Consider the following 25,550-nt stretch of genomic DNA (forward strand, 5'->3'; position numbering starts at 1 on the left):
TATGAAGTGCATTATCGGTGGAGAGCAGTCGGGTGATTTCGGTAACTGAATGGTGGCTCCATCGGAACCGATCTGCTAGATTCAGCGGCTCGGACGCACCTTCTCAAATCCGGATTGAGCAACCCAGTCGCCGCCAACAATCTACTACACATGAGCGATGTCGGTACCTCAGGCAATAGATTGCCCGTCATAGCTGGCCTGAGACTTACTCATAGCCACCACCTCACTGTAAATAGTGCTCACCCGTGTCAATTACTGACAGGAACACGAATGTGATCGATGACAGCTGTGATGTTGACGCCATCGTGATCGGAGCCGGCTTCTCTGGACTGTGTATGCTCCACCGTCTCTGCGAGCAGGGCTTGTCCCTTCGCGTCCACGAGAAAGCCAATGACGTCAGGGGAACGTGGTACTGGAACCGGTATCCTGGTGCACGCTGTGACAGCGAGAGCCACATCTACTGCTATTCGTTTGTGGATGAGTTACACGAGGAATGGGAGTGGAGCGAGCGCTACCCTGAACAGCCTGAAGCCCTTGAATATCTTCGATTCGTCGCCGATCGGTTGGACCTTCGGGGCGATATCACGTTCGATACAGAATCAAGGTCAGCTATTTTATGATGGGTCCAAAGCAACGTGGAGCATCGAGACAGCGGCGGGTGAACGAGTTTCAACGCAGTTTGACCAAATAAACATCGAGGAGAAAATAAGTCATACTTCATTGACAAATGGGGTCAAAGAAGAATATAGTATAGAAATCAGCCATCAACGGCGAGTAGAGTCACAAATCTACTGCCAGATAGCCACAATCCATAGGATACTCCAGCCTCGTCTTAACCTTATGAAATAAAACGTGCCTTCTTAGAGTCTCAGTTGACATGACGTCCTCTATGCTGTGGTCTCCTTCGCATTCGATTCCTCCGCCGTCTCATAGCTGCTATCAGCGTTAGAGATGGTTCTCACATCCACAAACGCTATACTCGTCATATCTTCGGCACCCTTAGCATCCCGACGAGGCTCTGCCCGTCGGAACTGTCAACGACAACGGATTCCGACCGGTCGTGGTGTATACCAAGTTGTGGCTGCTGAGCCACTCGTGATATCGGGCGTCGGATATCGTCTCCGGGGCGCTCGGGAAGAGGTGAGCTCCCGTGGTGGTCCACGACTCGGCGGAGAGGACCGGACATCTCGGCTGCGGCCCATCGTTTAGCCAGTTCGCGACGGGCGTGTACGATACCTGTGTTCGAGTCGGGTAGTAGAGGATTCCGACCTTCCAAAGGGAGTGCTCGGTCGTCCACTGGCCGGGGACGTGGTTCGTGGCGAACGTCGTGCCATCGAACTCCTCGGGGGTGGTGGTGCTTGGATAGGAGAGCGTATCGAGATCGACGAACGCCAACGGAGCCGTCACGGCTGCACTCGCCACTAATACGGTGCCGAGGGTTACTTGGATGGAGTGACGACTTGGTTTCGATATTCGTCCTTGGGAGTAAGCGTGGAGGCCACCTGCCGCGGTCAGTGAGGCGAGGACGAACAGCGGGAGATGAACGAACGTCTGGGCTCGCATCACCGTGCCGAAGAATTCGGGGGTCAGCGACGCGGTGAGCGCGAAGAAGACCTCGGCAATCGGAGCGACGAGGAGTGCGACGACGACGGCCCCGTCCCGGGGATCGGTCGCGGCCAGCGGAAGCCCATAGCTCGCCAGTGCCGCGGGGACGAGAAAGACGAGTACGAGCACCAAGATCGGAAGCGGTGTCGTTACGGTTCCCGGGAATATCGGGAGGAAGACGTTCGCGACCAGAACGGTGTATCCGAACCCGATAGCACCAATGAGGATCGTTCGCTGAAGGCGCTGGCTGGTCGAGCGAAGCCAGAGGATACCGACCACGAGAACGATGAGCCAGGCGACGAACAGTCCCGGATAGGCCGCCACTCGACCGACGTAGGGGACCGTGAGCCCGAATCGAGCAGCGACATTATAGTAGAGCGCAAAGTAGCCCCAGAACCCACCGACGAGCGCGATACCGACCGTGGCGATGCGGGTGGTTGGAGCACGGAGGATCTGTGTCGTGAGGACGCCGAGGATCGTGAGAGCCGCAATGAGCGTACTGAAGGTGTGGACGAGGGGGAACGTGACGGTGAGCACGATGGTCGTCGCGAGCCAGGCTGCTCGCCGCGTTCGGACGGCTCTGTGAACCGCGATCGCGAGCAGTGGGACGAGCAGGATGCCGATCGCCTCCTCGTCGGCGACACCGGTTCGTCTGAGGTAGAGCCCTTCGACGGCGAGCCCCAGCCCGGCGAGAACGGCCGCATACCGGACCTTTCGACTGGGAAGACTGAGTCCTACACCGAGACGGCGGACGATGGCGACGGCCGTGAGACAGGAGCCGGCTCCGAGGACGGCGATGAGCAGTTGCGCCGTCTTTACGGGTCTCATGTCTACGACGGCACTGAGCATCGCCAGTTCGTTGGCGAAGACGAAGTTGTCGGCACGGAACTGATCCAGCGGGATGGAACCGGTCGCGAGCGTATCCCGCGCGAGAGCCGCATAACCGAACCCGTCGGTCGTCGCCGGGTATGGGCTCCAGTGCAGCGTCAGCGTCCGCATCCCGAGCGCCACCGCGAAAACGGCGAGAACGACGACCAAGTACTGCTGTTTTCGACTCATTCTAGTAGAGAGGTCGCGCTCTCTGAGAATCGTTGAGGATGGAACGGTAGTGGTTCACGTGAGCCGTCGATCGCCGGTCGATAATTGCAAAACGGTCCACAGTTACTCTATTCCTCTATGCTGAATACCATACGGCCACTCCGCTTAACTGTGGTGTGTTGGCTCTTCGAAGGATACTGGCGCTCTCGGGCTCCCGAAATATCGTATCGGTCTGGTTCGGCTGTATGGGATGTTGATCCCGGTGTTTTGATTTCGGGGTAGTGACATAGAAGCAAAGTTTATAGGTGTGTGTCTATACAAGTTACTCAGAAACTGAGTAACTATGGTCGTAGAATCAAACGCGGATGGGGAGACTGGGGGAGAGGCGGACGAGGAGCGAGAACAGGAGGCGGTTGATGCACATCTGGACGGGGTCGCCGATGGCTGTGGGTGTACGGAAGTCTGGGAGCACCTCTCCGAGCACCGCGATGGGTGAGCGAGTGCGGATCGGTTCGTCGAACCAATAGGATTGGCGGCCCTATTGGCGACCGAGAGGCGATGATGGCATCCGATAGGTTGATCTCCCCACACTGATCCTCTTCCAAAACTCCGAGAGGTTAGCAGAAATCTGGAGCTGGTCATGGTCCGTCTGACCTCTCACCGCGTATCTTCATGACTTCCGTTGCTGGTATCGCGGGCGTTCGTCCGGCAGCTATATTTCATCATATATTGAACAATATGAAATTAGATTTCGGAATAGTACAACTGCGGTATGAGGACTGACACTGAGTGTTTTTGGGATATATAATCTACCGGAACCGGTAGTATTATTTCCTCTCCGAACAAGTGGATTTTGGACGGGGAACGGTAGTTGATGGAACTATACACAGGGTATGACACAGGGGGCAAATGAACCTACCGTTAACTCTTCTGCTCGGGATAGTTGCGCTTGGAATACTTCTTTGGGGTTTCGAGCGCTATCGATCCCGATTCAGCAAAAGTGAACTACTCATCGCGGTAGTGGCCGCGATAGCGCTCTTCGCGATCGCATTCGTTCCGACGGTGTATGACTGGGTCGGGAACGCCCTGAACATACGTAGACGGTACGTGACTATTTCCTTGCTCGCGAACATCGGGCTCATCGGCTGTGTGCTTTACTTGGTATCCCTGATCAGGAACACTCGCACGAGGGTCAACGACCTCACGCGGAGCCTGTCGGTCGACCAGGCGGACGCGGCCATCGCGGACGGTGGGGAGGACATCCTTAGCATCGTGATCCCGGCGTACAACGAAGAGGAGACGATCAGGGACGTCGTCAGTTCGCTCCCCGAGAAAGTGTGGGGTCACCTGGTGCAACCGGTCGTCGTCTCTGATGGGTCGGCGGACGATACGGCAGTTCGCGCTCGGGATGATGGTGTCGTTGTGGTCGAGCACCCATTGAATCAGGGCCAGGGTGGAGCGCTGCGGACGGGTTTCGAGATCGCGAAGAAGCAGGGCGCGTCCATCGTCGTCACCATGGATGGCGATGGACAGCATCCAGTCGACGAACTGGAGGCGTTGGTGAGCCCGGTCGTCGACGACGAGGCGGACTACGTCATGGGGTCGCGGCACAAGGGAACGGACCGCTCCGGGAATCACCTCCTTCGACGGTCGGGTATCCGGGCCTTCACGGCCATGATAAACGTGCTCACGAAATCCTCGATCACGGACTGTACGAACGGTTTCCGGGCGATTCGTGGGTCGGACCTCGACAAGCTGCTCCTGACCGAAGAACGGTTCAGTGCGCCGGAGCTGATCATCGAGGCTCGAAAGAACGGGCTTCGGTTGAAGGAGATCCCGATCACCATCGAGAAGCGACAGGCCGGCGAGACGAAGAAGCCACGCCTCGGCTACGCGGTCGGGCTCACGCGTACGATACTAACGACGTGGATACGATAAACAGCCAGTGAGAGCCAGTCTACCGAGCGGGAGGGCGAAATGAAGTTACTGTACGTCAACAACACCTCGTTTCTCTCGGACGGTGGTGGAGGGGAAGAACGGGCGAACGAGATCACGAAACGCCTCGCGGCGAGAGGACACGACATAACGGTCGTGATGGGGAAGACGGACCCGGGACTTTTGAAGTGGCACAACGACCACGGACGTCGATTTCGCCACGTGACGTGTGTCCCGGAGTTCGTATTCGGGTACGGATCGCTCGGTTACTTCCTCTCGCGATACCTCTTCGCGTTCGTGAGTCTCCCGGTGGTGGTCTGGATGCTCTGGCGGGAGGAGTTCGACGCCGTGGTCGAAACGATGACGCCCTATCCCACGTTCGCGGTCCTCGCAGCGAAGCTTTTCGAGGTGCCGATCGTCGCGACCCGCCACGAGTTCTTCGATTGGGACTGCTACGAGGTACACGATCCGCTCACGGCGACGATCCAGTTGCTGGTGCAGAACTTTTTGCGGTTGTTCGAGTATGCAGCGCTGGTCGTGCCGACAGAACACGTCAAGGAGGAGTTCGTGGCGTACGGCGTCCCCGAAGAACGCCTCACCGTGATCCCGAATGGCGTGGAGTACGAACGCTATCAACGGCCGGATATCGATACTGAAGAGGGCCGACTTGTCGTGGTCGGCCGGCTAACGAAGCGAAAGCGACAGGACCGACTGATCCACGCCGTCCGGCAGCTTCGTGACGATGGCTACGACGTTCGATTGGACATCCTCGGCGACGGGCCGATGCGAGACCGATTGGAACGGCTGATCGCTGACCTCGACTTGGATGCACACGTTACGATGCAGGGGTTCGTCGACGAAGACGAAAAGTTCGACCTGCTCAATCGGGCGGAACTGTTCGTCTTCGCTTCCACACAGGAGGGATTCGGGATCGTCTTGCTGGAAGCGATGGCCGCCGGCCTGCCGATCGTCGCAAAATATCTACCAGTGTACGAGGATTTCTTCATCGACGGAGAAAACGGCTATTTGTTACGTGATAGCAACGGTAGTACTGACGAGTTCGTGGCCGCTGTTCAGGACGTACTCGACTCACCTTCGATCAGAGACGAAATGAAATCGAAGAATCTGCGTACTGCTGAACGCTATTCGTGGAGTACCGTCGCAGCGCGAACGGAGACGATACTCGCGACGACGATAGCATGACTCACGTACTCCTGTTCGCTCCGCTATATCCACCGTACAGTGGTGGCTCGCCGACCTACTTCTCGAATTTGGTTGACTCGCTTTCCAGCGAACATACGTTTTCGATTGTTACAGCATACCACTCCGACGAACCGATCGTCGAGGGATCCGATGGTTACGTGATATATCGAGTGATTCCGTTCTATCAGTCGCTCCCAGCTCCCGTTCGGCTGTTGCTCGAATCACTCACCGCGTTCGTTGTCTCGCTGTACCTCATGCTGAGTCGTTCCATTGGGGTTGCACACATTCACGCGACGTCATACGCATCGCCGGCTATCGCGGTCGCAGCCTCAGCGACCGATACGCCGGTCATCTACGACTGTCGTGATCTCTCGTTCCCTCCCTGGATCGTCAACATCGGGACCCAGCCGCTCGTGTTCAGTTGCGCTCCGAACGTCGACAACATTCTCGGGCAAGAGGGCGTCCCAGAAGATAGAATCGTTCGTGTGCCGATCACGAATCCAGAATACGTCTCCGAATACGCTGATAACGATGCAAAGACGAGCAGTGATGGATCATCTTCGTTCACAATAGTGTACGTCGGAAATCTCAGGGAGTTCAAAGGAGTCGGAATACTGATCAAGGCGGTCGAAGACCTCATCCAAGAGATAGATGGGATACAACTCCGCGTCATTGGGAACGGCCCACATCGGTCGACGCTACAGGAATACGTCGATGAGGCAGGCTTGGGAGAGCACATTGATTTCGCTGGAGAGAGAGATCATCGGGAAGCACTCCAATGCATTTCCCGTTCGGACGTACTCGTCCATCCCTCGGATAGAGAGACCGGCCCACGCTCGGTTACAGAAGCGATCGAACTCGGCACGACCGTCGTCGCAACACCGGTCGGAATCGTACCGGAAATCGTCGAAGAGGGGGCAAATGGAGTGATTGCAGAACGGTCCGTGGACGGGATCAAAGAATCGCTCATGACCGTATATGCTGGTCGTGAGCGGAGCGGGTTCCTTACGGGAGAGAGAAGCGGGGAGAGGGTGTACGACTGGGAAACAGTTGAAAAAACGGTTTCCGAGAGCTACTACAGTCATTCAGACCGATAAGGGGATGGTCGTTCGCTATTTTTGATATTTCGACACTCTTGGGGGCTGAAGTTATGCATAGTGGTAGTTTTTGTCTGGAGAACCGACAGTTTTTTCTAACGAGAAGGGGATTGGATACACAGTGTCCCCCGTCACCATAATCGGCCTCGATGGCGCGCCATGGAAACTATTAGGGCCGTTACTGGACGATGGAGAACTCCCGAACATATCCCGTCTCATCACGAGTGGTTTCTCCGGTTCGCTCTATAGCACGGTTCCATCTCGGACGAGTCCCGCCATTCCGTCACTCTATACTGGTTGCGATCCCTCTGAACTCGGGTTCATCGGGTTCACCAAATCGAACGGAAAAACGATCTCGTCGAACGACATCGACCTCCCTCGAATATGGACGATCCTTGACCATCACGATGTTCGCTCGTCGGTCGCCAACGTCCGAACGACTTACCCACCCGATCGGACCAGTGGCGTGGTTATCGCGGGTGATCCTGCACCAGGCGAGGATAGCGATTATGCGCATCCGCCGGAGATCCGTGAGCAGATCAAAGGATTCCGCGCCGAAGATCTCGACCACCGCCGACACGAAGAACTGGTTCCCGCCTCGGACTACGCCGACGAGGTGACTGATATCTCGATCGAGATATTGAATCGTCGTTTCCGGTCGTTCATGGAGATACTTGCGACCGAAGACTCGCAGTTCAACATGTTTTGGATTGGCGGGACGGACTTCCTCCAGCATCGACTTTGGGGCCATTCGGAACAGCTCAAACGATTCTACAAAGCCGCAGACAGATGCATTGGTCAGGTGCTCGAAGCCACGGACGGTGATCTGTTCGTCCTCAGCGACCATGGATTCTCCACGCCGTCGGAGTGGAAATTCCATCTCAATCAATGGCTCCATCAGGAAGGGTACGTGAAACTGTACGGTGGGGCGGTTGGAAGCAGAGCGATTCGCGTCGGGCAGACGCTAGCGCGAAAGTATGTTCCGACGAAGTATCTCTTGCAAGTACTGAACTATCGAAACGGAACGTCGGATGAGGACCCGGATCCACCGTGGTTCGACAGCTCATACTTGAACACCCCCGGGGTAAAACCGTCTTCAACCGCGCAGCTCGGGTCACCATCGACGATTCACATCAACGCATCGGGACGAAAACGATGCCAAATCGCCAGCGAAATCATCTCCAAACTCGAATCCGTCCGGACACCGACCGGTGACGCAGCAATCGAGAACGCGTGGCTCGGGGAAGAACTCTACAGCGATGGGAGGTACAGCGAAGACCTTCCCGATATATTCATCCAGGCGAGTGATTCCATCGGGATCGACCCGCAGATCACTTCTTCGAGCTTTTCCAAGAACTCTACACAGCGAACAGGTCACGTACATGCTCGAGAAGGCGTATGGTTGGGAGCCGGACCCAACGTCGAATCGCAGTCGGAGGCATACGACGCGACGATAACTGATGTCGCCCCAACTGTCCTACACATGCTGGACGTACCGGTAGGGGAACACATGCATGGATCCGTACAACAGGACCTGCTTACAAACGATGCTCCGATCCGAACGGAAAACTACCAGCGGAGCGTGAAAAGAGGGGTACAGAGCAAGGAGGATCAAGCGGAAATGGAGGAGTGGCTGTCCAATATGGGGTACTTATAAATCAGTGTATGAGAACTCAAGCGAAACGTGACATTCACGGCATCACTGTATTTTTGTGCAATTGTCTGCTGGTAGAAATACAATGACCGATTACAACGTAGTACTTCTTACAGTCGACTGCTTCAGATATGATCGGTGTGGATTCAACGGGCGGAATGAGTCCCCGACACCGTTTCTGGATTCGCTGGCCGAACAGTCGGTCGTATGGGACAATGCGTACTCTACCGGACCGATGACCCCGGAGTCAGTTCCTGGCATACTCTCCGGTCTCTACTCGTACAATTCTGCTCAGATCGGTGATGATGTAGCCATGAAATCGATCCCGGATGGACAGCCGACGCTTGCTTCGTGGCTCTCCGAAGCCGGATACAACACTCACGCTGTTCTCAGCAACACCCATCTGACCGCGGAGCGGAACTACAATATCGGGTTCGACGAGTTCTGGAATCCGACGGAAACTCGAAACGAGAGCCACGACGGAAATCAGTCCGGAGAGGGGAGGACGAGCAATGCTGTTGGATATGTACGGAGAAAGATCCAAGACAACGACAAACTCCTAAGCCCCTATTCGGTCGGCTATCTCCTGTATCGGTTCTACCAATCGCGAAACAGTTGGCCGTCACCGGGCGCAGAGCGAATCACTGACCGAACTCGGTCGACGGTCAGTCGATCCTCGACTCCGTTCTTCGTTTGGAGTCATTTCATGGATGTTCACGCACCGTACCATCCAGATACCTTCAGAGACCTCGGGACGTACAAAGGTCTGCTCGCCGATTGTGGCCGAGCTGCCGGCACACACACGCGGTGGCTGGACGAGGCATACGATTGCACCGTAGCTCACGTCGACCGCCATATCGAACGGATCGTTGATTCACTCAAAGCTAATGACCAGTGGGAGGATACAGTGCTAATCGTGACTGCAGATCACGGTGAAGCGATCTTCGATAGGGGATGGTTCGGGCATTCGGCTCGCCATTACCTCTTCAACGAACTCCTTCACGTTCCACTGCTGGTCCGGCATCCTGACAAGAAGTCGAAACGAGTTAGTGACCCGATATCATTGGCGTGGCTCAACGAGCTGATCGCGGAGGCTATCGACGAACAGCCGCCGGACTTTCCGTCGGCTAGCGGCCAGCCGTCGCTCTTCGAGGACACCACTGAGAGCACCGTTCTGGTAGCAGATGGGCTGGACGAGCAAGGACACTCCGTCGCCGCCATCGACACGAACGGCAAGTATATCGTCCATTCATCGGGAGAGCTCCGGGATAACCGGAGTTTGGTTTGGCACGAAGACGATACGTACTACGATTTGCAGTCGGACCCGATGGAACAAGCGCCTCTCTCGGGGGAACAGGCCAGTGATGAGGTAGTTACTACTGCTTGCCAGTATTTAACAACCGACAGGGATCTCCCAGCGATAGATAATTCGTTATCCAACGCGACGAAGGAACGACTCCGGGATATTGGCTATCTCTCGTAAGCACTCTACTCATGACTCGATTGCTATCAAACGATGCAGCAAGGAGTTCGTGCGTAAGGAGAGCGCTCGTTCGATCGGCTGAGAACCGTACTGTTCAGTCACCGGACGGGGCAAGCCACTCATAGTAATTCTTTTGACGACCTTGAAAGAATCACCTACACGAATGTCTGGGCCCGTCATTGGGTTTGTGATCGCCGTCAACACGCTCGACAAGCACAACGCGGCGTATCCAGCGGCTCAGAACTTCATCGATCTCTACCAAGAGGAAACCCAAGAGATCAGGCTGTTCGGTCCATCAAGTTCGAGTATCGACCGAAAGGGGGTGAAATCGATCACCACCCATCGTGACTCGTCATCGAACGCGCTGACTCGGGCTCTTAACTATGTCTGGTATCAGTTTCGACTCGCCGTCGAAGTCTTTAGCGCTCGTGACGACTGTAGTTCGATGTTCTTTCACATTGGTGGGACGACGATGTTGCTGCCGGTTCTGGCGAGCCGTCTCGCAGGAATGCAGACGAACGTGTTCGTCCTTGGCTCTACCAGTCGTAGCTACCACGAGACTCACAGTCAAAACCGCTTCTCAGCCGTGGTATTTTGGATATTAGTCACACTCGAATGGCTCACCTGCCGGCTCGCGGACCGCATTCTTGTGCTCTCGAACGGAATCGTTTCGCCGAGCGACGGGAAGCTTTCGTCTCCCGAACGTATCGTAGCCAATCTCAACTATATCGACTGCACGCAGTTCGAGCGCGGGCCTCCGGCGAACGACCGACCGTATGACGTCGTTTACATCGGGCGGTTCGAACACGAGAAGGGCATAACCAAGCTCGCTCATGCACTCACACGTCTCGCCGAGCGCCGGCCCGAGGTACGCGTTCGTCTTATCGGGGATGGGTCGCTCCACGAAGAGGTAGAACGCATTCTTCGCCAGGGAGATGCTATCGAACAGGTGGAGTTGCCTGGCTGGATCGATCACGAAGCGATGCCGGATCGGCTTGCAGAGAGTCGATTGCTCGTACTGCCCTCCGAATCGGAGGGGGTACCGAAGGCGATACTCGAAGCGATGGCGTGTGGAACAGTACCCGTCGCGACCCCAGTTGGTGGCATCCCCGATATCGTTGCCGACGGTGAGACAGGGATATTGCTCTCCGAGAACGATCCGGAGACGATCGCTACCGCTCTAGAGCAAACACTGGACCGGGACGATCTCGATGAGATGGCTACCCGTGCACGGAAGTACATCCGTGATAGCCACTCCTACGACGCGACCACCGAGCGGTTTCACCGACTCATCGCGACTACTGAAAAGATGGATGTCTGAGCCAAGATAAGTTACTAACGGGATCGTCTCTGATACAACGTTCGAACGCAGGTACTAAGACCCAGCCATTGGACTATATTTCATGCTCAGGCCACGTCTCCACGAGCGGGCTCTATTGGCCGTTGGGACGATGGCATTTAGCTTGTTTACCGTAGCTGCAGTGATGATGCCTGCGGCAACGCGCTATCGTGCGGACCTCTACGGTGCGCTGTCCCCGCTCGGGTGGGTGGCTTTCGCCATAGCTGTGATATGTGGATGTCTCATTATATTCACGTCGATACGACGAGGGTCACGTTACTGGTTATCTGGTACCACAGTCATGATGGGGTCCTATGCTGTGTTTTTTTGGCTGCCGGTCGCCCGCGGATACGTACTGTTCGCTACGCCGCTCTCGGATTCACTCATTCACCTAGGGATCGTTAGAGATGTGTTGAGTTCGGGTTCGATACCGGATGTGATATACCCGGCATCACATCTCTTGATCGCACTACTTGCAAGTATCACTGACATTAAGTTGACCTTATTTCAGCCGCTTGTCGGATATCTGTTCACTCTTCTGTTGGTTCTTGGGATATTGGTTTCCGCGCGCAGACTGCTTCGCAGCCACACCGCCGGTCTCTATGCACTACTTGCAGGGCTCCCACTCCTCTACGCTAGCTACCATGTCGTCATCCTTCCTTGGTTCTACACGCTGACTATGTTTCCAATCATTCTCTACGTAGCCGATAGGTGGCTCACCGATAGGGGCGACCACCGGCCGTACGTGATGCTGTTCGTGTTCATGACAGCGATCGCGTTTTACCATCCGATGATGTGTCTACTTATTGCTGGTCTGTTGGTGAGTTATTGGGGATACCTCCGATTGGAGAGTTGGGTTCCCGGTCAAATGGACCTGAGCAGGCGTTCGGTTGGACCGCTGGTTTTCCTGTTGCTCTTTCCGCTTGCGGTCATCACTCAATGGCACCTCGGACTACCGAGAATGCAGAGTCGAATCGGTACCATTCTCCTTGCGTTCCAACAGGGTGATCAGAGCGCAGCATCGTTCGCTGGCCAAGCAGGTCAAACCAGTTACACTGTTTCCGAGTTGTTGTGGGAATATCTCGTTCTCCGCTGGGGGCCAACAGTCGTCTACATGGGAGTAGGTGGTCTCCTCTTACTTGCAGTGTGTTACCGGATCTGGCACCGAAGGACGACTATAGCTGACCGTCGAATAGCAGCCCTCTATCTTGCAAGTTTCATGACTGCTATCGCCGCGTTGGTCGTTCTCCGAACCAGAAACCCGGTGCGCGCCGTGCGATTCGTACTGCTGATAGTGGTCTACCTGATTGCACTTGCGTTCTGGAATCGCCACAGGATAGATAGCAAACTAGAGCGGTGGGATTCTCGTGTAATTGTTCATAGTCTCCTCGCAATCATCGTCGTTGTCGCTTTGCTCGCCAGTGGTATCACCTATCGTGGTGATGCACATCTCACAGAGACAACAATCGATGGAACGACGTGGCATCTTGAACATCAAAACGGCGAGAGTATCACGTTGGCACATCGGATGGCTAGAAACATAGATATATACCAAGATGGATATCGAGAAGGACGCTTCAACGAACGGGTGTTCACTCGATACAATGCGACCCATCAACTTCCAAAACACCTTGGATACGATGAGAACGAGACGATCGCGACGACACTATCCGATAGACGCTATCTTGTAACTAAGTACAGCGACACACAGTGGTATCGCAGCCAGCCGAGATCACGCTACTCCGAACTGCTGTTTTACAATCGATCCGACGCCGCAGCGCTTGCGGATGATCCTGCTGCAAACCGGCTCTATAACAACGGAGATTTCGATGTTTGGCTGGCTGGAGGTTGATAGTATGCCCCACGAGCTAACTCTTTGTGCTTATGCCGCTGAGTATTATCCTTGTAGCTAATGAGTGAGAACGTCGTTGATCGCGTACTTGCGGTACTTGGCTCAAATGTTGGTACGCAAGCTATTACGATCGTTTTCACCCCCATATTGGTTCGGTTGCTTGGCGTCGGAGCATACGGTGAGTACGCGTTCATGCTATCGGTATTGGCCATCTCTACGGTTGTAGCCTCTGCTGGAACCTTCGATAGCGCCCGTAAATTCATCGCCGAGCGCCGTGAGACACCTTCTTGGCGTGAACAGGTCACAGGTCTCTATGCCCGTGTTGTGCTCGCACTTGGGGGGCTATTCACGATCACCTTTGTCGCCGCTGGATACTTCGGGCTCGTCGAACTCCAACTCAGTGCAGCATACGTCCCTTATTTCTACGTTCTGGCGTTGCTCGTTCCGCTGGTAGCAGCGTTCAAACTCGCACGTAGCGTACTCATGGGTCTCGATCTCGAATCGAGCTCCGAACCGCTCTACGTCCTCCAGCGGTTGCTGTTTTCGCTGTTCGCGCTCGGGCTTGTATGGGCTGGATGGAGTGTTGTCGGGGTACTGATCGGCCGTACGCTTGCGGTTGCGAGCGTACTCATTATCATGATACTACTCATTAGACGTGAGCTCGATGTTGCAGCGATAGTCCAACCGATATCGTCGTCGTTTCCGCGACGAAAGTTGCTATCGTACAACACTTCAACCGTAGCGCTCAAGCTGCTCATGACCTCGCTGTACAATCTCGACATCGCACTACTCGGTCTACTCGTAGGTAGTGCAGCGACGGGGTCCTACCGTGCAGCACTCGTCATTGCGTCGTTCATCTGGGTCATCCCAACCGCTATTCAAATCGGGCTGCTTCACGCTACCTCACAACTGTGGGCCGAGGAAGCCTACGATCGTATTACAACGCGCTCTTCACGCGCAGTTCGATTCACCCTCGTATCGACACTTCTGCTCGTTCTCGGAGTTGCCGCATTGGCTGAACCGCTCGTGTCTGTGTACTTCGGTTCCGAATTCACTGCCACGGCCGATACACTGTTGGTTCTGCTCCCTGGGACGCTCGGGTTCGCCGTTGCGCGACCGATCATTGCGATCAATCAGGGCCACGGTAATCTCAGACCGATACTGCTAGCGACCGGGAGCGCAGCACTACTCAACTTCGTCCTCAATGTGGTGCTTATTCCGCGGTATGGGTCCGTCGGTGCTGCCATCGCGACCAGTCTGGGCTACAGTTCAATGGTTGTTTTCCATATCGGGGCCGCTCGAACGCTCGGATTCGATCCAATTGACGACCTTAGACCGGTACGCATCGTAATCACCGCTGCGCTTGCCGCGATTCCGATCTTTGGGCTCCCAAGGCTGCTGAGTGGGAATATCGCTCCATTAGTCGTCGTTCCTCCTGTGGGGTTTGTAGTCTATACGATACTAGCTCTTCGCACTCGCGCTGTTGACCCTGCAGAGGCGCAGACATTGGTCAACTCCGGTCCAGTAAGCACACTCAACGAAATGTTACCACAGCGTATCGTAGTAGTTCTTAAACGATCGCTGGGAATGGTACTTGGGTTGTAACGAAATGCCGCATTAAGTGGTGGTTGATGCTCGATACATCCGTAAACAGCATCTCAAGCTTCGGTCGTCGCCTCGGCAATATAAGATGATAAAAGTCTATAGATAGCCGAGGTCTCGTAAGTGTTCCATCGGCGCATCCACCGTAGCCTTCGATTCTCTTTCTTCGGTGTCCTCGACAACGCGTTCATCGAGCCAATCCCGGATATCCATGACGTTTGTCGGAAGTTCACCGAACTCCGTGGTTGCCATTAATGCGTGAGAGGAGTGGACACCTGGGTCCGAGTCGTCAGTGCTCGTGGTTTGCATCCCGTGATCGGAGATGATTACAAGCCGATCCACCTGCTGTCTGAGCCAACCGACAAGAGCATCCATCTCCATATATGCTGATCTGAGGGTTTCAGGCCGTTTGCCGTACAGATGTCCCATATGATCGAGGTAATGTATATGAGCACCTGAGATAGGTACGTTGGCGAGTGATTGACCAGCGAGCCAACCAATACCCTTGCCAGCGCTTCCGAGGTGGCGACGCCGGAATTCCTCCTCTGAGAGGTTGCCTTCAGTTACGCCGCTAAACCACTCACCTTCGAGGTTCCAATCTAGGCATGGCGTGAGGCCGGGCCAGTTGTAGACACTGCCCCGGTCGAATATGTGTGCTGCTTCCGTCTGTTGGATGCTGGAGCCGAGTCGATCCTTTTTGAGCTGTAGTAGGCTTGAATGAACGGTATCAGGTAGCAGTTGAGCCAATTTCACGACAATATTTAGGCCCGTTCGATTGTCCCATCCAATTTGGTTGACAACAACCCCGTGTTCTTGCGGGGGCTGGCCGGTTGCGATCGACGGCCATACTTCGAGAGTGGCTGGAACGTCAAGGGAGTAAGAAAACGTTTTGAGCTCTCTGTGGTTGTTGAGTAGCAGATTTTCACAGTCCCAGCGTTGGGCGAGGCGGTAGTCTACCGCATCAAGGCCAAGAACCGTAAGAGCTTTACCCATGATATGTTGAGATTTAGATGAAGTAGTATTTTAATTGTTTGGCTTCGAACTACTACTCTCTGTCTAGCAAGTTCGCGAACTGCTTCACCATCAACAGGACAACCGTCGTTACAACACTTCCTCCAACACTCGGCTCTTAGTCAGCGCTCCGAAGAACAATCGGTTCGAAATCGTTAGGAGTCCAGTAAGACTTCCCCGCCACTGACGATCAATTCCTCGTCGAGGGAACATCCGGTCGGGTGACGTTCCACCGATGTGGCTCCTACAGTCGGTCATGTCACTTAACCCGAAAACGTCACTAAACATGGTGTGGGTAGTGCTGCAGACCTTTTCGCCTTCGGGGACCGTTCCGACGGTGGTCGCGGCGTGTTTCATTCCGAACCCGAGTTCATAGATATGTCGTACATAGGAGCACCCTCGATCTCTCCCAGAAATCCACCAGTGCGGTCGCCGTATACCGCTGAACGTACACAAATTCGACACGTACCGTGAGCGAGCTCGCTCCGTCTCCGGAACCAGCAACCCTATCATTGAAAACGAGTCTTCCCTTGGCGTACCCTCGATGGATGTAATGTAACCCCCTCCGCGGAAGGAGATCGCCGGATGTACCCGCCTCATGGAGGACATCACTACTTGCGACGCCGCTCCGACCGTCGAGCGAGACGATGAACCGATTGCCACTTCTATTCCGGCAGTCAATGCAATTGACATTCATCCGTAGCGACCTTGGTTAGTTTCTCAATTTGGCCGTGGTCAGCTGCTATTTCTTTCCCGTCAAGATTATTATTTGAAGTTAACGCGAAAGGGGACCACTGAAAAAGGCCTCGATGTAACCATTAGGACGCCTCAAAGAATGCATCTGGCTTTCATCGGTAGACCTCTTGGATTCGCGTAGGAGGAGAATCACTTGAGTTACTTCGAGCCACGTGAGGAAAAGGTGATTACTAAATAGAGATCTTTAGATTAGTTATCAAGCGCGTCGCTACCTTTTTCTGTTATATCGTAAAGGTTTGGCGCAACTTCTGTTAAGAATCCATGTTCGCGCATTCGTGTGATTCTGTCAGACACGTACGGTCGTGAAACGTCTACTACCCCAGCGATTAGTGTTGTCGTGGCACGACCGTTGTCCAGTATTTCTCGGAGGATCGCGCGGTCAGTTTCATTTAGCCGCGGTTCCATTGGTGCGAACATAGTTAATGCAACTATAAGAACATATGAGATGCTTCGATTTAAACCCTTCACGAAAGAGTCTGTGCTGCAAACCCTATGTATTGTAAAGTTTTAAGTCAGTGGCCTGTATTACATCTGTTGGGAAGTCCACGAAGCCACAGAAACTGTGGCCGGTGTTCAGACCACCGACCACGTGGGTAGCCCATTGGAATCGACTAGCCCATGTCTACGAAGACACACGGCAGCCTTGAAACTGCCGACCGAGAAGTCGAATCACCCACCAATCACCAACCCGCACATCGCACGCTCAAGCTAACTACAGCGACACCGGTCGCCTGCGACGGCGCGACAGTGATCTTCTGCGACTCTTTCGAATCAACCCCACTCGGACAGCGATACGCCGGAGACGTGCCCCTGTTCATCCTCGGAGCTTCCAATCCCGATGCCACCAGCTCGAAGCTCGCCAATGCAAACTACCACCCGCAGAACATCGAACAGGCCCTCAAAAGAGGTCACTGGCTTCACGAGGAATACCCGGAGCACGCACGAGAAACCATCGCGTATGCCGAGTCCAAAGCCAATGGAGGTCACCGATGACGCTCCAGTGCACGTGCGGTTCGTACGCGCTTGAGATCGTTAGCCAATCCTACCCGGAAAACGGTAACGCGTACGAAACCTACAAGTGTGAGGTCTGTGGCCGGACTGGATCCCTCACCCACAACGCCACGACGAACGCAACCACGCTGAGTGGTGGCCTGGGGAACGACTGGGAATGAGCATCGATTCATCCGAAGCCGCCACGCAAGCCATCTCGGGTTGGGGCGTCGGCATCGATACGAGCGCGTTCTGCCAGCGATGTACGAACGATCTCGGCGAAGGAGATCCCGTTACCGTCTACGCCTACCGGCCTGCCGAAGCACAACGCGTCTCGGTCGCACGGCTCTACTGTAGTGCATGCGACCATCGCCGTATCGAACATCCTGCACGTGGCTGCCATGAGTGGCTGGCGACAGCGTGGCTCGTCTCTACCTCCGATGTCACAACCCAATCACACGGACTGATCCTTCAGGATGTAGAGATACTCGATGAATGCGGCCCTAAGGAAGGCGGTAAACTGTGAGCAAATCTAGCCCCCCGTCAGCGCCCACAAGATGCGACCAAGGCGAGACCCATCTCACTGCCAGTTCGAACACAGAGAGGGTCTCACGAGCCACAGAGACTCGTCAGCAAGCCACCAGCCCGGACGCATAGCCAGCTAACCTCCAACCAGGAGTGAGCGTTTCACTCCTTCGCCCGATACAGAGATGCCCACAGACAGAGCCACCGCTATCGACAGCACCGACACCGTCGACATAGAATCGAGCGACAAACTCACCCAGCTGCTCCGACGCGTCGAAGCCTTGGAAGCTGAGAACGAACGACTCCAAACAGAACTCGACAGTGCTCGCGAACAACAGCGTGCGGACCGTCATGCACTCGCCCGTGAGAATCACAGCCTCCGAGAATCCAACGAACAGCTCCGAGAGCGCGTTGACAAAGCCGAAACCAAGGATAGCCACCTACTGGACGATATCATCGACCTCGAAGAGCATCTCGGCACGCTCGAAGAGCGAGTTACAATGACCAACGACTCGGACAGCGAAGCCGGTATTGAGACGGATCTGACACCGATCGAGCGCGTCTCGATACTCGGCACCGAAGAAGTGGGGCTCTCAGTGACTCCATCGATCGAGCGCGCCGTCACCATCTTCGAGCACTGGGAGGAATGGTCCGAGAAGACACCGAAGGGACGCGTACTGAAGGACGGGCTCAAGACCCTGCTCCGCACGGCACGAGACGAAAAACTCGCGTGGCGACAGGTCTATCGGGCAGCTGAAGCTCTTGAAGAACTCTCAAAAGGGCGAATTCAGCTTCTCGATCACGCTCGGCACGGGAAACTCTTACTCGAACCTCCTACTACACACGACTGTCAGGCGTCGTCAGTACCTACAGGATAACTACCGTCAGCATATCGTCTGTCAACTAAAAAATCAAAGACAGAAATATCATTCCAAATCCGATCGGCCTGTACGCATCGGTTCTCTACCGGTGGGTAAACCGCCTCAAACAGCTACACAGCAACGAGAAATCGGATGGGTTGAATCAAGTACTAACGACGTCTGTCAGTCTCTTTCCAACCACTGTGTACAAAGTCACGATCACCCAGAGAGTCCCATTAAACCAAACTTCAGTCGCGTCCATGGAGTTGACCCTAAAACACAGAGACAAGCTTGTCGTACGCCTCTAGCACTCAACAGTCAATCTTCGCTTCGGGCACCTCGTTCGTGAGATGGGCTTTAGAGAGGTTGAACTCCACCGTCGGAACCCCTCATACGCTCCAATTTACCGGCTAGAGATACTCCGAATGAGTCGCGAGAACATCCCGTAAATCGCTGATAACGGTTCTGTTCTTGAAGTACGTCGGTATCCAGAGCTGAGATAGGGACTCAATCCCCGTTACCTTGTGCCCGGACTAGTTCAGATGCAAAGCAGACAGAGAGCGACTCATCAAACCACGTATAGACGATCCACTCTGAATCGATAGTCGGAGCTCGTCGTAAGGTTCTCTGTTGAATGGGTATCGAAACACCGTCACTCACAGCTTCCGCTCGTGGGTAAGCACCCTACTGCTGACGGTGGTTTATACTGTCCCAGCTATCACACACGATATGGGCGTAACTGGCGAAGAAATTGTCGAAGGCTACAAACAGATACGCGAACGGGATCTACCGGGAAATGGAAGGCACGAGCCAAGAAGCGAACCAGTATCTCGGCGACGCACCCTCGGTAACGCCCGATCCCGACCACCCCCGCGTCACAACCACCGAAACCTGGGAACCCGGCGACGGCGCACCCGAAAGCGAGGAGAGCTAAGCGAGCGCATCACGTCCACGGATTTCGAGTCCGCTTAGCAGGCCAGTACCGTGACGTTGGCACCTCTCCTCCTTTGTAGGTGTCCCCTCACATTCGTTGGGGTTTTGGGTCGTTGTTCACCAGTAGCGACGCTCTCAAACAGTACTGCATGGTTCGAATGGATTCGTCATGTGGCGAGAACGAACACCCCACCTGACCTCTTCATAGACATTTGAAACATGCCGCTGGCGTTCTGAGGGTGCACCCAGGGAGCAGCGGGCGCGCTGAATCTTACCAAACATTGAAAAATGGTTGAGGGCTATTGTTAGGTAAGGCGGCAGTTCTGATTAAGCGATATCCAACATCGAAGAACCGCCAAAATCTCATCGACTGCTGACTTCCATAGCCTCTTCTCGGCGATAGTCTCGCGAACGACCACAGCTATCACTGCATGGAAGAGTTTCACCGATTCAGTTGTGCTCAGACTGTCGTCCGCTTAGAGGTATCACTCAGAGGAGAAAAATTCTGCCGGAAGAATAGTTGAAACCTGTAAGACAGACCATTATCAGGCTTTCCCTACCCAAACAACAGTCCAAACTCGCTGAGCGGTTCAGAGAGCTGGTCTTCGAAGACGTCAACGAGACCAGCGTACCAATGTAGCGTGTACTGACCGAGGGGATCATCTGGAATCGTTGACGGCATGTGATCGAGTGAGGTGTCGAGGTTATCCAAGGATGTCTCCTGAAGTTCATCATTGACGAGGTCCTCGAACCATGAGAAGCCTTCCAGGTAGTCCTCAACGGCTTTGACTACGACCTGACCCTCCGGATGAATCGAAAGCCACACCGGCAGCTCTACACCGACGATCTGTTCCGAGAACCGACGATACGAAAAGTATTGTGTGTACAATGCCCCGTACTGCCAGAGAGGCTGTAGATTGGCTTCGGCGTTATCCGATGCGCTGTCATCGGAACCGGAACGAAAACTGGTCGTCGCCATACGGGCTGTGTGGTCGTACTCGATCTGGAGGTGTAGAGCCGTTGTGTGCAGGTCATAGAGCGCGTTTCGACCGAACCGCGAGATAACGCGCGCTCGCTTGAGATAGCTCAGCTCTGGACCATTGTACTGAGCTCTGGGGATGGTGTCAATCAACCGTCCCTTCCACTGCTCGTTGTCCTCCGCCGCCCCGATCAGGTAGAGGCCGATACGCTGTCTAGGAGTGAGCCCACGGAGTTTCCGGTCGGAGATCTGGTCGATGTCGGTTTCGACAGTTCGTTTGCTCATCGGTTGATATCCTCGGCTTTCTGCAGCAGTTCTAGGTCCTCCTCGAACTCGTCCATATCGCTATCTTTCATGAGTTTCCGATATTCTCCGGAAAGGGTGGCAAGCGTTCGGAGCCACTTGATACGGATTTCCTGTTTCTGAACGTCGTCGGACGCCAGGTCCGATTCACTGAGTCTGTCATCGATTCGATGGAGCTGGTCGCTAAGGATACTGAGTATGGCCTCCCGATCTAGCCGCCCGTCATCATACCATGAATCGAGCGAACTCATCGGTTTCTCATATGTGTATATACGTTCAACGGTTGTTCTCGATACACCTGATCTCGCGCCCGAGCGGGTCTCGGGTATAAATGGGATTTCACCATAGAGAGGATACTACTCAGAGGGTTATAGATTTAATTTTTAGTATTTTATTGATCTCGGATTAGAAAACCGACCAAAGTGTCTTAGTCTACAAGTAAATGTTTGCAGCAAATCGTACATATGAGAATTTAGGCTAAGTCTACATAATGTTTGAAGGTAGAAAGCTAGAAAGGGCCGCATGACGAATGGAGAAGTCTATGAGTGCCTCATTGAGGGAGAACGATGAAATGAACCGCTCGGATTTCCCTTTGAGCGGCAAATATACCGTCGTTTGAGGTGGTGCCGTCGAAGAAGGGTTCATCAAGTAGGACACACCAATAAACCGACCTTATTCTGAGCCAAGATCCATCATCCACTCTGGGTCAAATGTAGTCTCAACCTGCTTCGATCGCCCGCCTCGACCACGTGATTCGACCCACGTTTCGATCAACCCTATGGTCTCAAGGTTTGTCAGGACCTTTCGGATCGTTCGCGTCCCGAGCCGCGAGTCAGCCGGGATATCTTCGCGTTGTAGCGTCTGTTCGATCTGAGCTGTTTCGACTGGCTGTACAACCTCGCCATCGCGCCTTCGGCTGGTGAGTGCTGCCAGCACCAAGAAGTGGCTTTGGGGAAGCTGGGTGAGTTTTTCGAGGACGCTCTCTCGTTCAGCATTCTCGATATTCGTCTCAAGACATTCGTCCGTTACGCGTGTTAGACCACGTGCGTTAGCAGTTTCTCCCGCTTGCCGAAACAACGTCAGCGCTTTTCGCGCATCGCCCCATCGGTTGGCCGCCATTCGAGTTCCGTTTTCAAACGTCTCGTTGGATAGCGCATCTTCCTGAAAGGCACGCTCTATGCTTGGTTCGAGTATTGTGGCCAACTCTGCAGCGGAATACGGCGGAAAGAACACTGCCTCGTCGCTCATCGCGCTCTCAACCCGACTGTCCAACCGGAGGTCAACGTCGAGCAGTTCGTTGCTCAACAACCAGACCGAAAGGGAGATCCCACGACTCAGTTTCCCCTCCCCACGGAGCAATCGATAGAAGAACTCGTTGGGGTCGTAGTTCGAATCGTGTTTGATCTGGTCGATCTCATCGAGCAACAAGATCGTATACTGGGGGTACTCTTCGAGCGCGTTCCAGATACCCTCGAACACGCCATCGAGCCCTTCGTAGGATTTCTTTTTCTCGCCCGTCAGCGCACGAAGGATCTCGTTGGCGACGCTGAACAGCGTCCGACATTCTTTGAGATTCACGTACTCTACCGCGACCGTCTCGTTGCGAGCCGCGAACTCCCGGCATACCCGTTGGGTCGTCATCGTCTTCCCCGTTCCGGGTGGCCCGTAGACCGAGACCGTCGTTGGGAGATAGCCTTCGTAAACGCCCGAGAGAATTCTGGCGAGCGCTTCCTCTTGGGTCTCTCGAGAGACTATCTCCTCGGGGTCGGCAAGCGGGTCAAGCGCGCCCTTGTCGGTGAAGACGCTCTCGGTCGGCGTGGCATCCTCAAAGAGGTCGTCGTATTTACTCATACACCCTAAATGTAAGTTCGGTAGTGATCAACGTGCTGGCGACTGTGTGCATCTCCATCGGAACTACGTGTATGTATACCCGAGATTCGGATAGGTATTCCGCCCTGGTGCTGTCGTCAAATCTAGCTTTCTATGAGAAATTTTCAGCACAGCACTATTCCGGCTGACCGAGAATTCGTCGCTAAGCATGAGTGTCCCCCAATAGACAAATAATAAAACCACTGGAAGCCAGAGTACGAAACCATTACGTCTCTACTGAATGATTCTGAGTGTATCATTCGCGTACACGCGCGCTGATTCTTATCAAACATCAAAATAGAGTTTGAATTCCAACGTTAGGTAAGAACGACAGCACTATTCGGAGCGATCCGGCTCCGAAGAACTACTAACACCCGCTAAACCGCTGACCACCGTAGAGCCCTACTTTTGATGAGAGCCCCGCATTTGATCAGCTTTCATCGTATCCTGGAACTCACGATCCAGTCGCGATCAGATATGTAATAGTCCAATACTGGAAAGCTATCAGTCGGTGGGAGTGGCCCTGTTGCTGGAGTCTTCGGGGACTCGGGCGACTGGATACCTCTCGTTCAACAGAGAGAAACCGAAACTTTCCCAACATCAAACTCACGCGATGTTCTGACTGGCGAAACGCGGATGAGGTTCAATCTTGAACCCGCTCGTGACATAACCGGCTTTGATGCGGTTGGGTTCGATTTATCCGGTATCTGGACTGTCCCTTCCGATGAAACCATCCACGCAGAATTATACATTTTCTCTGGTGGTTCTGGTACTATTACGGCGATTGACGTGGAAGGGTCGAAAAACTACACGGAGGTCGCCTCGGAAGTTGGAGAAATTAGTGCCCAAGGTGCTGTTAACCTGAACATAAGTATAGAATCGACAGGAGGCCAGACGGTCGAGATCAGGACGCCGACGATGACGATGTACGGACGGGTGGCCTGACACATAGACTAATGAAACTGGTCAAACAGACACAGATAAAACGGTACAAAGCCAATTATAATAGTCGGACACATAGCGAGGCAGTCGGCGTTGCCGGTGTGCTCTGGTCCTCGGTGGCGACGGGAAGATCGGAAAGAGATCCGCAAGCAACACACCAACGAAAGCACTGTTCCGTGCTGTCTCGTGTGAAAACCGTTCTCAGCCGCTACTGGTTGAGCGACAGACCAATAAGATATTGCCCATATTTATTATCAGCACCTCAGAAAGGCCGCCTACGAGAACGGTCACAAAGCGAGACAGTCGGCGGTGCTGGTATGCTCTGTGTTCCTGGTTGCATCAGGGACAGGCCGAGGCGGACCCAAGGACAACATACCAACGAAAACATTGTTCCGGACTGTCTCGCGTGAAAACTGTTCTTCGTCGTCAGTTCTTGAGGGACGGTCAACGGTGTATCTATCATATGTTCACCGTCTTATCAACCAGGGAGGGAGTTTCATCACTCGGCACGGTCTAGTCACTGGTTCAACACCTCCTCAACCGGGGTACGGTTCTCGAGCGCTTGATTCGATCGCTGAAAATTATAGTAGTGAACGAAGGCGGCGAGCCAGCGCGCAGCGCTGGCGAGCCCGCCGTTCCAGGTGTTGTGGAAGCGCTTGACCCGCATTTTCAGCGTCTGGAACCATTTCTCGATCTTGTCGCGATGAGTGTACTCGAGGTGACCGCTCAGGTCGGTACGTGCGAGAGCGGTCAAGTAGCCGAAGCCATCGACCAACAACTCCGCCTCAGAGAGGTCGTGACGCTCTTTCAACTCCGAGGGGAACGCCGCGGCGGGGGTCGTCCCCCGCCGCGGCGACAGCCGCACACCGAGCAGAAGCTTCGTATCCAAGTCGATCGCGGCGTAGAGCCAACACCACTCAGTACCTACCTGGACAGCAGTTTCGTCGACAGCGACCCGCCGCGGAGTACTCCGCGGCGGGTCTGGGAGATGGTCAGCGAGGCGGTGGACCCACTGAAAGATCGCCTGATGGGAGCGCTCGACGCCGACCAGCTTCAGCACAGCCGCCGTCTCCCGCAACGACAGCCCCGCTGAATGGAGGCGCACCCCGAGCGCCCTGACGGGCGTCAGGGTGCTCTCCTCAGCCCAACACTCAAGAGATGCCGTGTTCAACGTCTCTTCGAGCAGTTCTCTGAGTTGCATAGACACCAACCCCAGGAACTGCTCATACTTTGACTATACAGTGCCCTTCTAGTCTGATTACTTGGCGGATTATAGAACATACTCACTCACACTCAAACGAGCATGAGGCGCTCGCTGGAAAACAAGAGCGCAATCGGAACCAACGCATCGAAGCTACCAAGCGGTGGGTACAGTACATCCAAGACGAGCCGCCGGAAACCTGGAGTCCATAACAGAACACCCTAATCGACGAACAGCTCGAAGCTGCTCAGAGTACAAATCTCTCCGCGAGTCACCACCAGCGTGTTCGCTCCGTTGCATCGGACATCGTGGCCAAGCGCACTCAAAGAACGGCCGATAGTGACTCGGAAAACTCGGGGTAACAGATCACAAA

General features: G+C 54.5%; 22 protein-coding genes. 15 read left to right on the forward strand and 7 right to left on the reverse strand.

What is annotated here, in order from left to right:
* Positions 1–272 precede the first annotated feature (272 nt).
* On the forward strand, positions 273–620 hold the full coding sequence (locus D3261_RS01165) for an NAD(P)-binding protein (protein WP_199693853.1): 348 nt from the start codon (positions 273–275) through the stop codon (positions 618–620).
* A 379-nt stretch (positions 621–999) separates the two neighbouring features.
* On the opposite strand, the gene D3261_RS01170 is transcribed toward D3261_RS01165, so the two are convergent.
* Entirely contained in the window at positions 1,000–2,664 is a 1,665-nt protein-coding gene (locus tag D3261_RS01170) for a sodium/phosphate symporter (RefSeq protein WP_120067885.1), read from the reverse strand.
* A gap of 322 nt (positions 2,665–2,986) precedes the next feature.
* Between D3261_RS01170 and D3261_RS20215 the strand changes: the two genes are divergently transcribed.
* From D3261_RS20215 to D3261_RS01210, 9 genes are all read left to right on the forward strand, one after another.
* Complete coding sequence (locus D3261_RS20215; protein WP_199693855.1) at positions 2,987–3,139, forward strand: hypothetical protein; 153 nt, start codon at positions 2,987–2,989, stop codon at positions 3,137–3,139.
* A gap of 413 nt (positions 3,140–3,552) precedes the next feature.
* Complete coding sequence (locus tag D3261_RS01175) at positions 3,553–4,581, forward strand: glycosyltransferase family 2 protein (RefSeq protein WP_120067887.1); 1,029 nt, start codon at positions 3,553–3,555, stop codon at positions 4,579–4,581.
* Positions 4,582–4,620: 39 nt separating this feature from the next.
* Positions 4,621–5,781 (forward strand): glycosyltransferase family 4 protein, encoded by a 1,161-nt coding sequence (locus D3261_RS01180; RefSeq protein ID WP_120067889.1) that lies wholly within the window; start codon positions 4,621–4,623, stop codon positions 5,779–5,781.
* A complete protein-coding gene (locus D3261_RS01185; protein ID WP_120067891.1) occupies positions 5,778–6,878 on the forward strand; it encodes a glycosyltransferase family 4 protein in 1,101 nt (366 codons plus the stop codon). The genes D3261_RS01180 and D3261_RS01185 overlap by 4 nt, the downstream gene beginning before the upstream one ends.
* A 121-nt stretch (positions 6,879–6,999) precedes the next feature.
* Positions 7,000–8,535, forward strand: a complete 1,536-nt coding sequence (locus tag D3261_RS01190) for an alkaline phosphatase family protein (protein ID WP_158589317.1) — start codon at positions 7,000–7,002, stop codon at positions 8,533–8,535.
* Positions 8,536–8,617: 82 nt separating this feature from the next.
* Complete coding sequence (locus D3261_RS01195) at positions 8,618–10,015, forward strand: sulfatase (RefSeq protein ID WP_120067895.1); 1,398 nt, start codon at positions 8,618–8,620, stop codon at positions 10,013–10,015.
* A 163-nt stretch (positions 10,016–10,178) separates the two neighbouring features.
* Entirely contained in the window at positions 10,179–11,336 is a 1,158-nt protein-coding gene (locus D3261_RS01200; RefSeq protein WP_120067897.1) for a glycosyltransferase, read from the forward strand.
* An 82-nt stretch (positions 11,337–11,418) separates the two neighbouring features.
* A complete protein-coding gene (locus tag D3261_RS01205) occupies positions 11,419–13,206 on the forward strand; it encodes a hypothetical protein (RefSeq protein ID WP_233553803.1) in 1,788 nt (595 codons plus the stop codon).
* 60 nt (positions 13,207–13,266) lie between these two features.
* Positions 13,267–14,811 (forward strand): polysaccharide biosynthesis C-terminal domain-containing protein, encoded by a 1,545-nt coding sequence (locus D3261_RS01210; protein ID WP_120067901.1) that lies wholly within the window; start codon positions 13,267–13,269, stop codon positions 14,809–14,811.
* Between the two features lie 96 nt (positions 14,812–14,907).
* Here the strand turns inward: D3261_RS01210 and D3261_RS01215 are convergent, their stop codons facing one another.
* Both D3261_RS01215 and D3261_RS20970 read right to left on the reverse strand, forming a co-directional pair.
* The gene (locus D3261_RS01215) at positions 14,908–15,801 is read right to left on the reverse strand and encodes an alkaline phosphatase family protein (protein ID WP_120067903.1); all 894 of its coding nucleotides are present in this window, start codon (positions 15,799–15,801) and stop codon (positions 14,908–14,910) included.
* Positions 15,802–16,764: 963 nt separating this feature from the next.
* A complete protein-coding gene (locus D3261_RS20970; RefSeq protein WP_120067905.1) occupies positions 16,765–16,992 on the reverse strand; it encodes a winged helix-turn-helix domain-containing protein in 228 nt (75 codons plus the stop codon).
* Between the two features lie 201 nt (positions 16,993–17,193).
* Here D3261_RS20970 and D3261_RS19495 point away from each other — a divergent pair, with 201 nt between their 5' ends.
* The 4 genes from D3261_RS19495 to D3261_RS19880 all read left to right on the forward strand — a co-directional run bounded on the left by D3261_RS19495 (position 17,194) and on the right by D3261_RS19880 (position 19,884).
* On the forward strand, positions 17,194–17,568 hold the full coding sequence (locus tag D3261_RS19495) for a hypothetical protein (protein WP_147464862.1): 375 nt from the start codon (positions 17,194–17,196) through the stop codon (positions 17,566–17,568).
* 175 nt (positions 17,569–17,743) lie between these two features.
* Entirely contained in the window at positions 17,744–18,091 is a 348-nt protein-coding gene (locus tag D3261_RS01235) for a hypothetical protein (protein WP_120067911.1), read from the forward strand.
* A gap of 184 nt (positions 18,092–18,275) precedes the next feature.
* Positions 18,276–18,968: a hypothetical protein gene (locus D3261_RS01240; RefSeq protein ID WP_120067913.1), complete on the forward strand. Its 693-nt coding sequence runs from the start codon at positions 18,276–18,278 to the stop codon at positions 18,966–18,968.
* Between the two features lie 778 nt (positions 18,969–19,746).
* A complete protein-coding gene (locus D3261_RS19880) occupies positions 19,747–19,884 on the forward strand; it encodes a hypothetical protein (RefSeq protein ID WP_158589319.1) in 138 nt (45 codons plus the stop codon).
* Positions 19,885–20,439: 555 nt separating this feature from the next.
* On the opposite strand, the gene D3261_RS01245 is transcribed toward D3261_RS19880, so the two are convergent.
* From D3261_RS01245 to D3261_RS01255, 3 genes are all read right to left on the reverse strand, one after another.
* The gene (locus D3261_RS01245; protein WP_120067915.1) at positions 20,440–21,147 is read right to left on the reverse strand and encodes a hypothetical protein; all 708 of its coding nucleotides are present in this window, start codon (positions 21,145–21,147) and stop codon (positions 20,440–20,442) included.
* Entirely contained in the window at positions 21,144–21,416 is a 273-nt protein-coding gene (locus D3261_RS01250) for a hypothetical protein (protein WP_120067917.1), read from the reverse strand. Before D3261_RS01250 ends, D3261_RS01245 begins: the two co-directional genes overlap by 4 nt.
* 421 nt (positions 21,417–21,837) lie before the next feature.
* A complete protein-coding gene (locus D3261_RS01255; protein WP_120067919.1) occupies positions 21,838–23,016 on the reverse strand; it encodes a Cdc6/Cdc18 family protein in 1,179 nt (392 codons plus the stop codon).
* A 654-nt stretch (positions 23,017–23,670) separates the two neighbouring features.
* Between D3261_RS01255 and D3261_RS01260 the strand changes: the two genes are divergently transcribed.
* Entirely contained in the window at positions 23,671–23,979 is a 309-nt protein-coding gene (locus tag D3261_RS01260) for a hypothetical protein (protein ID WP_120067921.1), read from the forward strand.
* 514 nt (positions 23,980–24,493) lie between these two features.
* Here D3261_RS01260 and D3261_RS01265 read toward each other — a convergent pair.
* A complete protein-coding gene (locus D3261_RS01265) occupies positions 24,494–25,177 on the reverse strand; it encodes an IS6 family transposase (protein ID WP_120067922.1) in 684 nt (227 codons plus the stop codon).
* Between the last annotated feature and the right edge of the window lie 373 nt (positions 25,178–25,550).

Origin of the sequence: Halococcus sp. IIIV-5B, from assembly GCF_003602035.1 — an archaeon.
GTDB lineage: Archaea > Halobacteriota > Halobacteria > Halobacteriales > Halococcaceae > Halococcus > Halococcus salsus.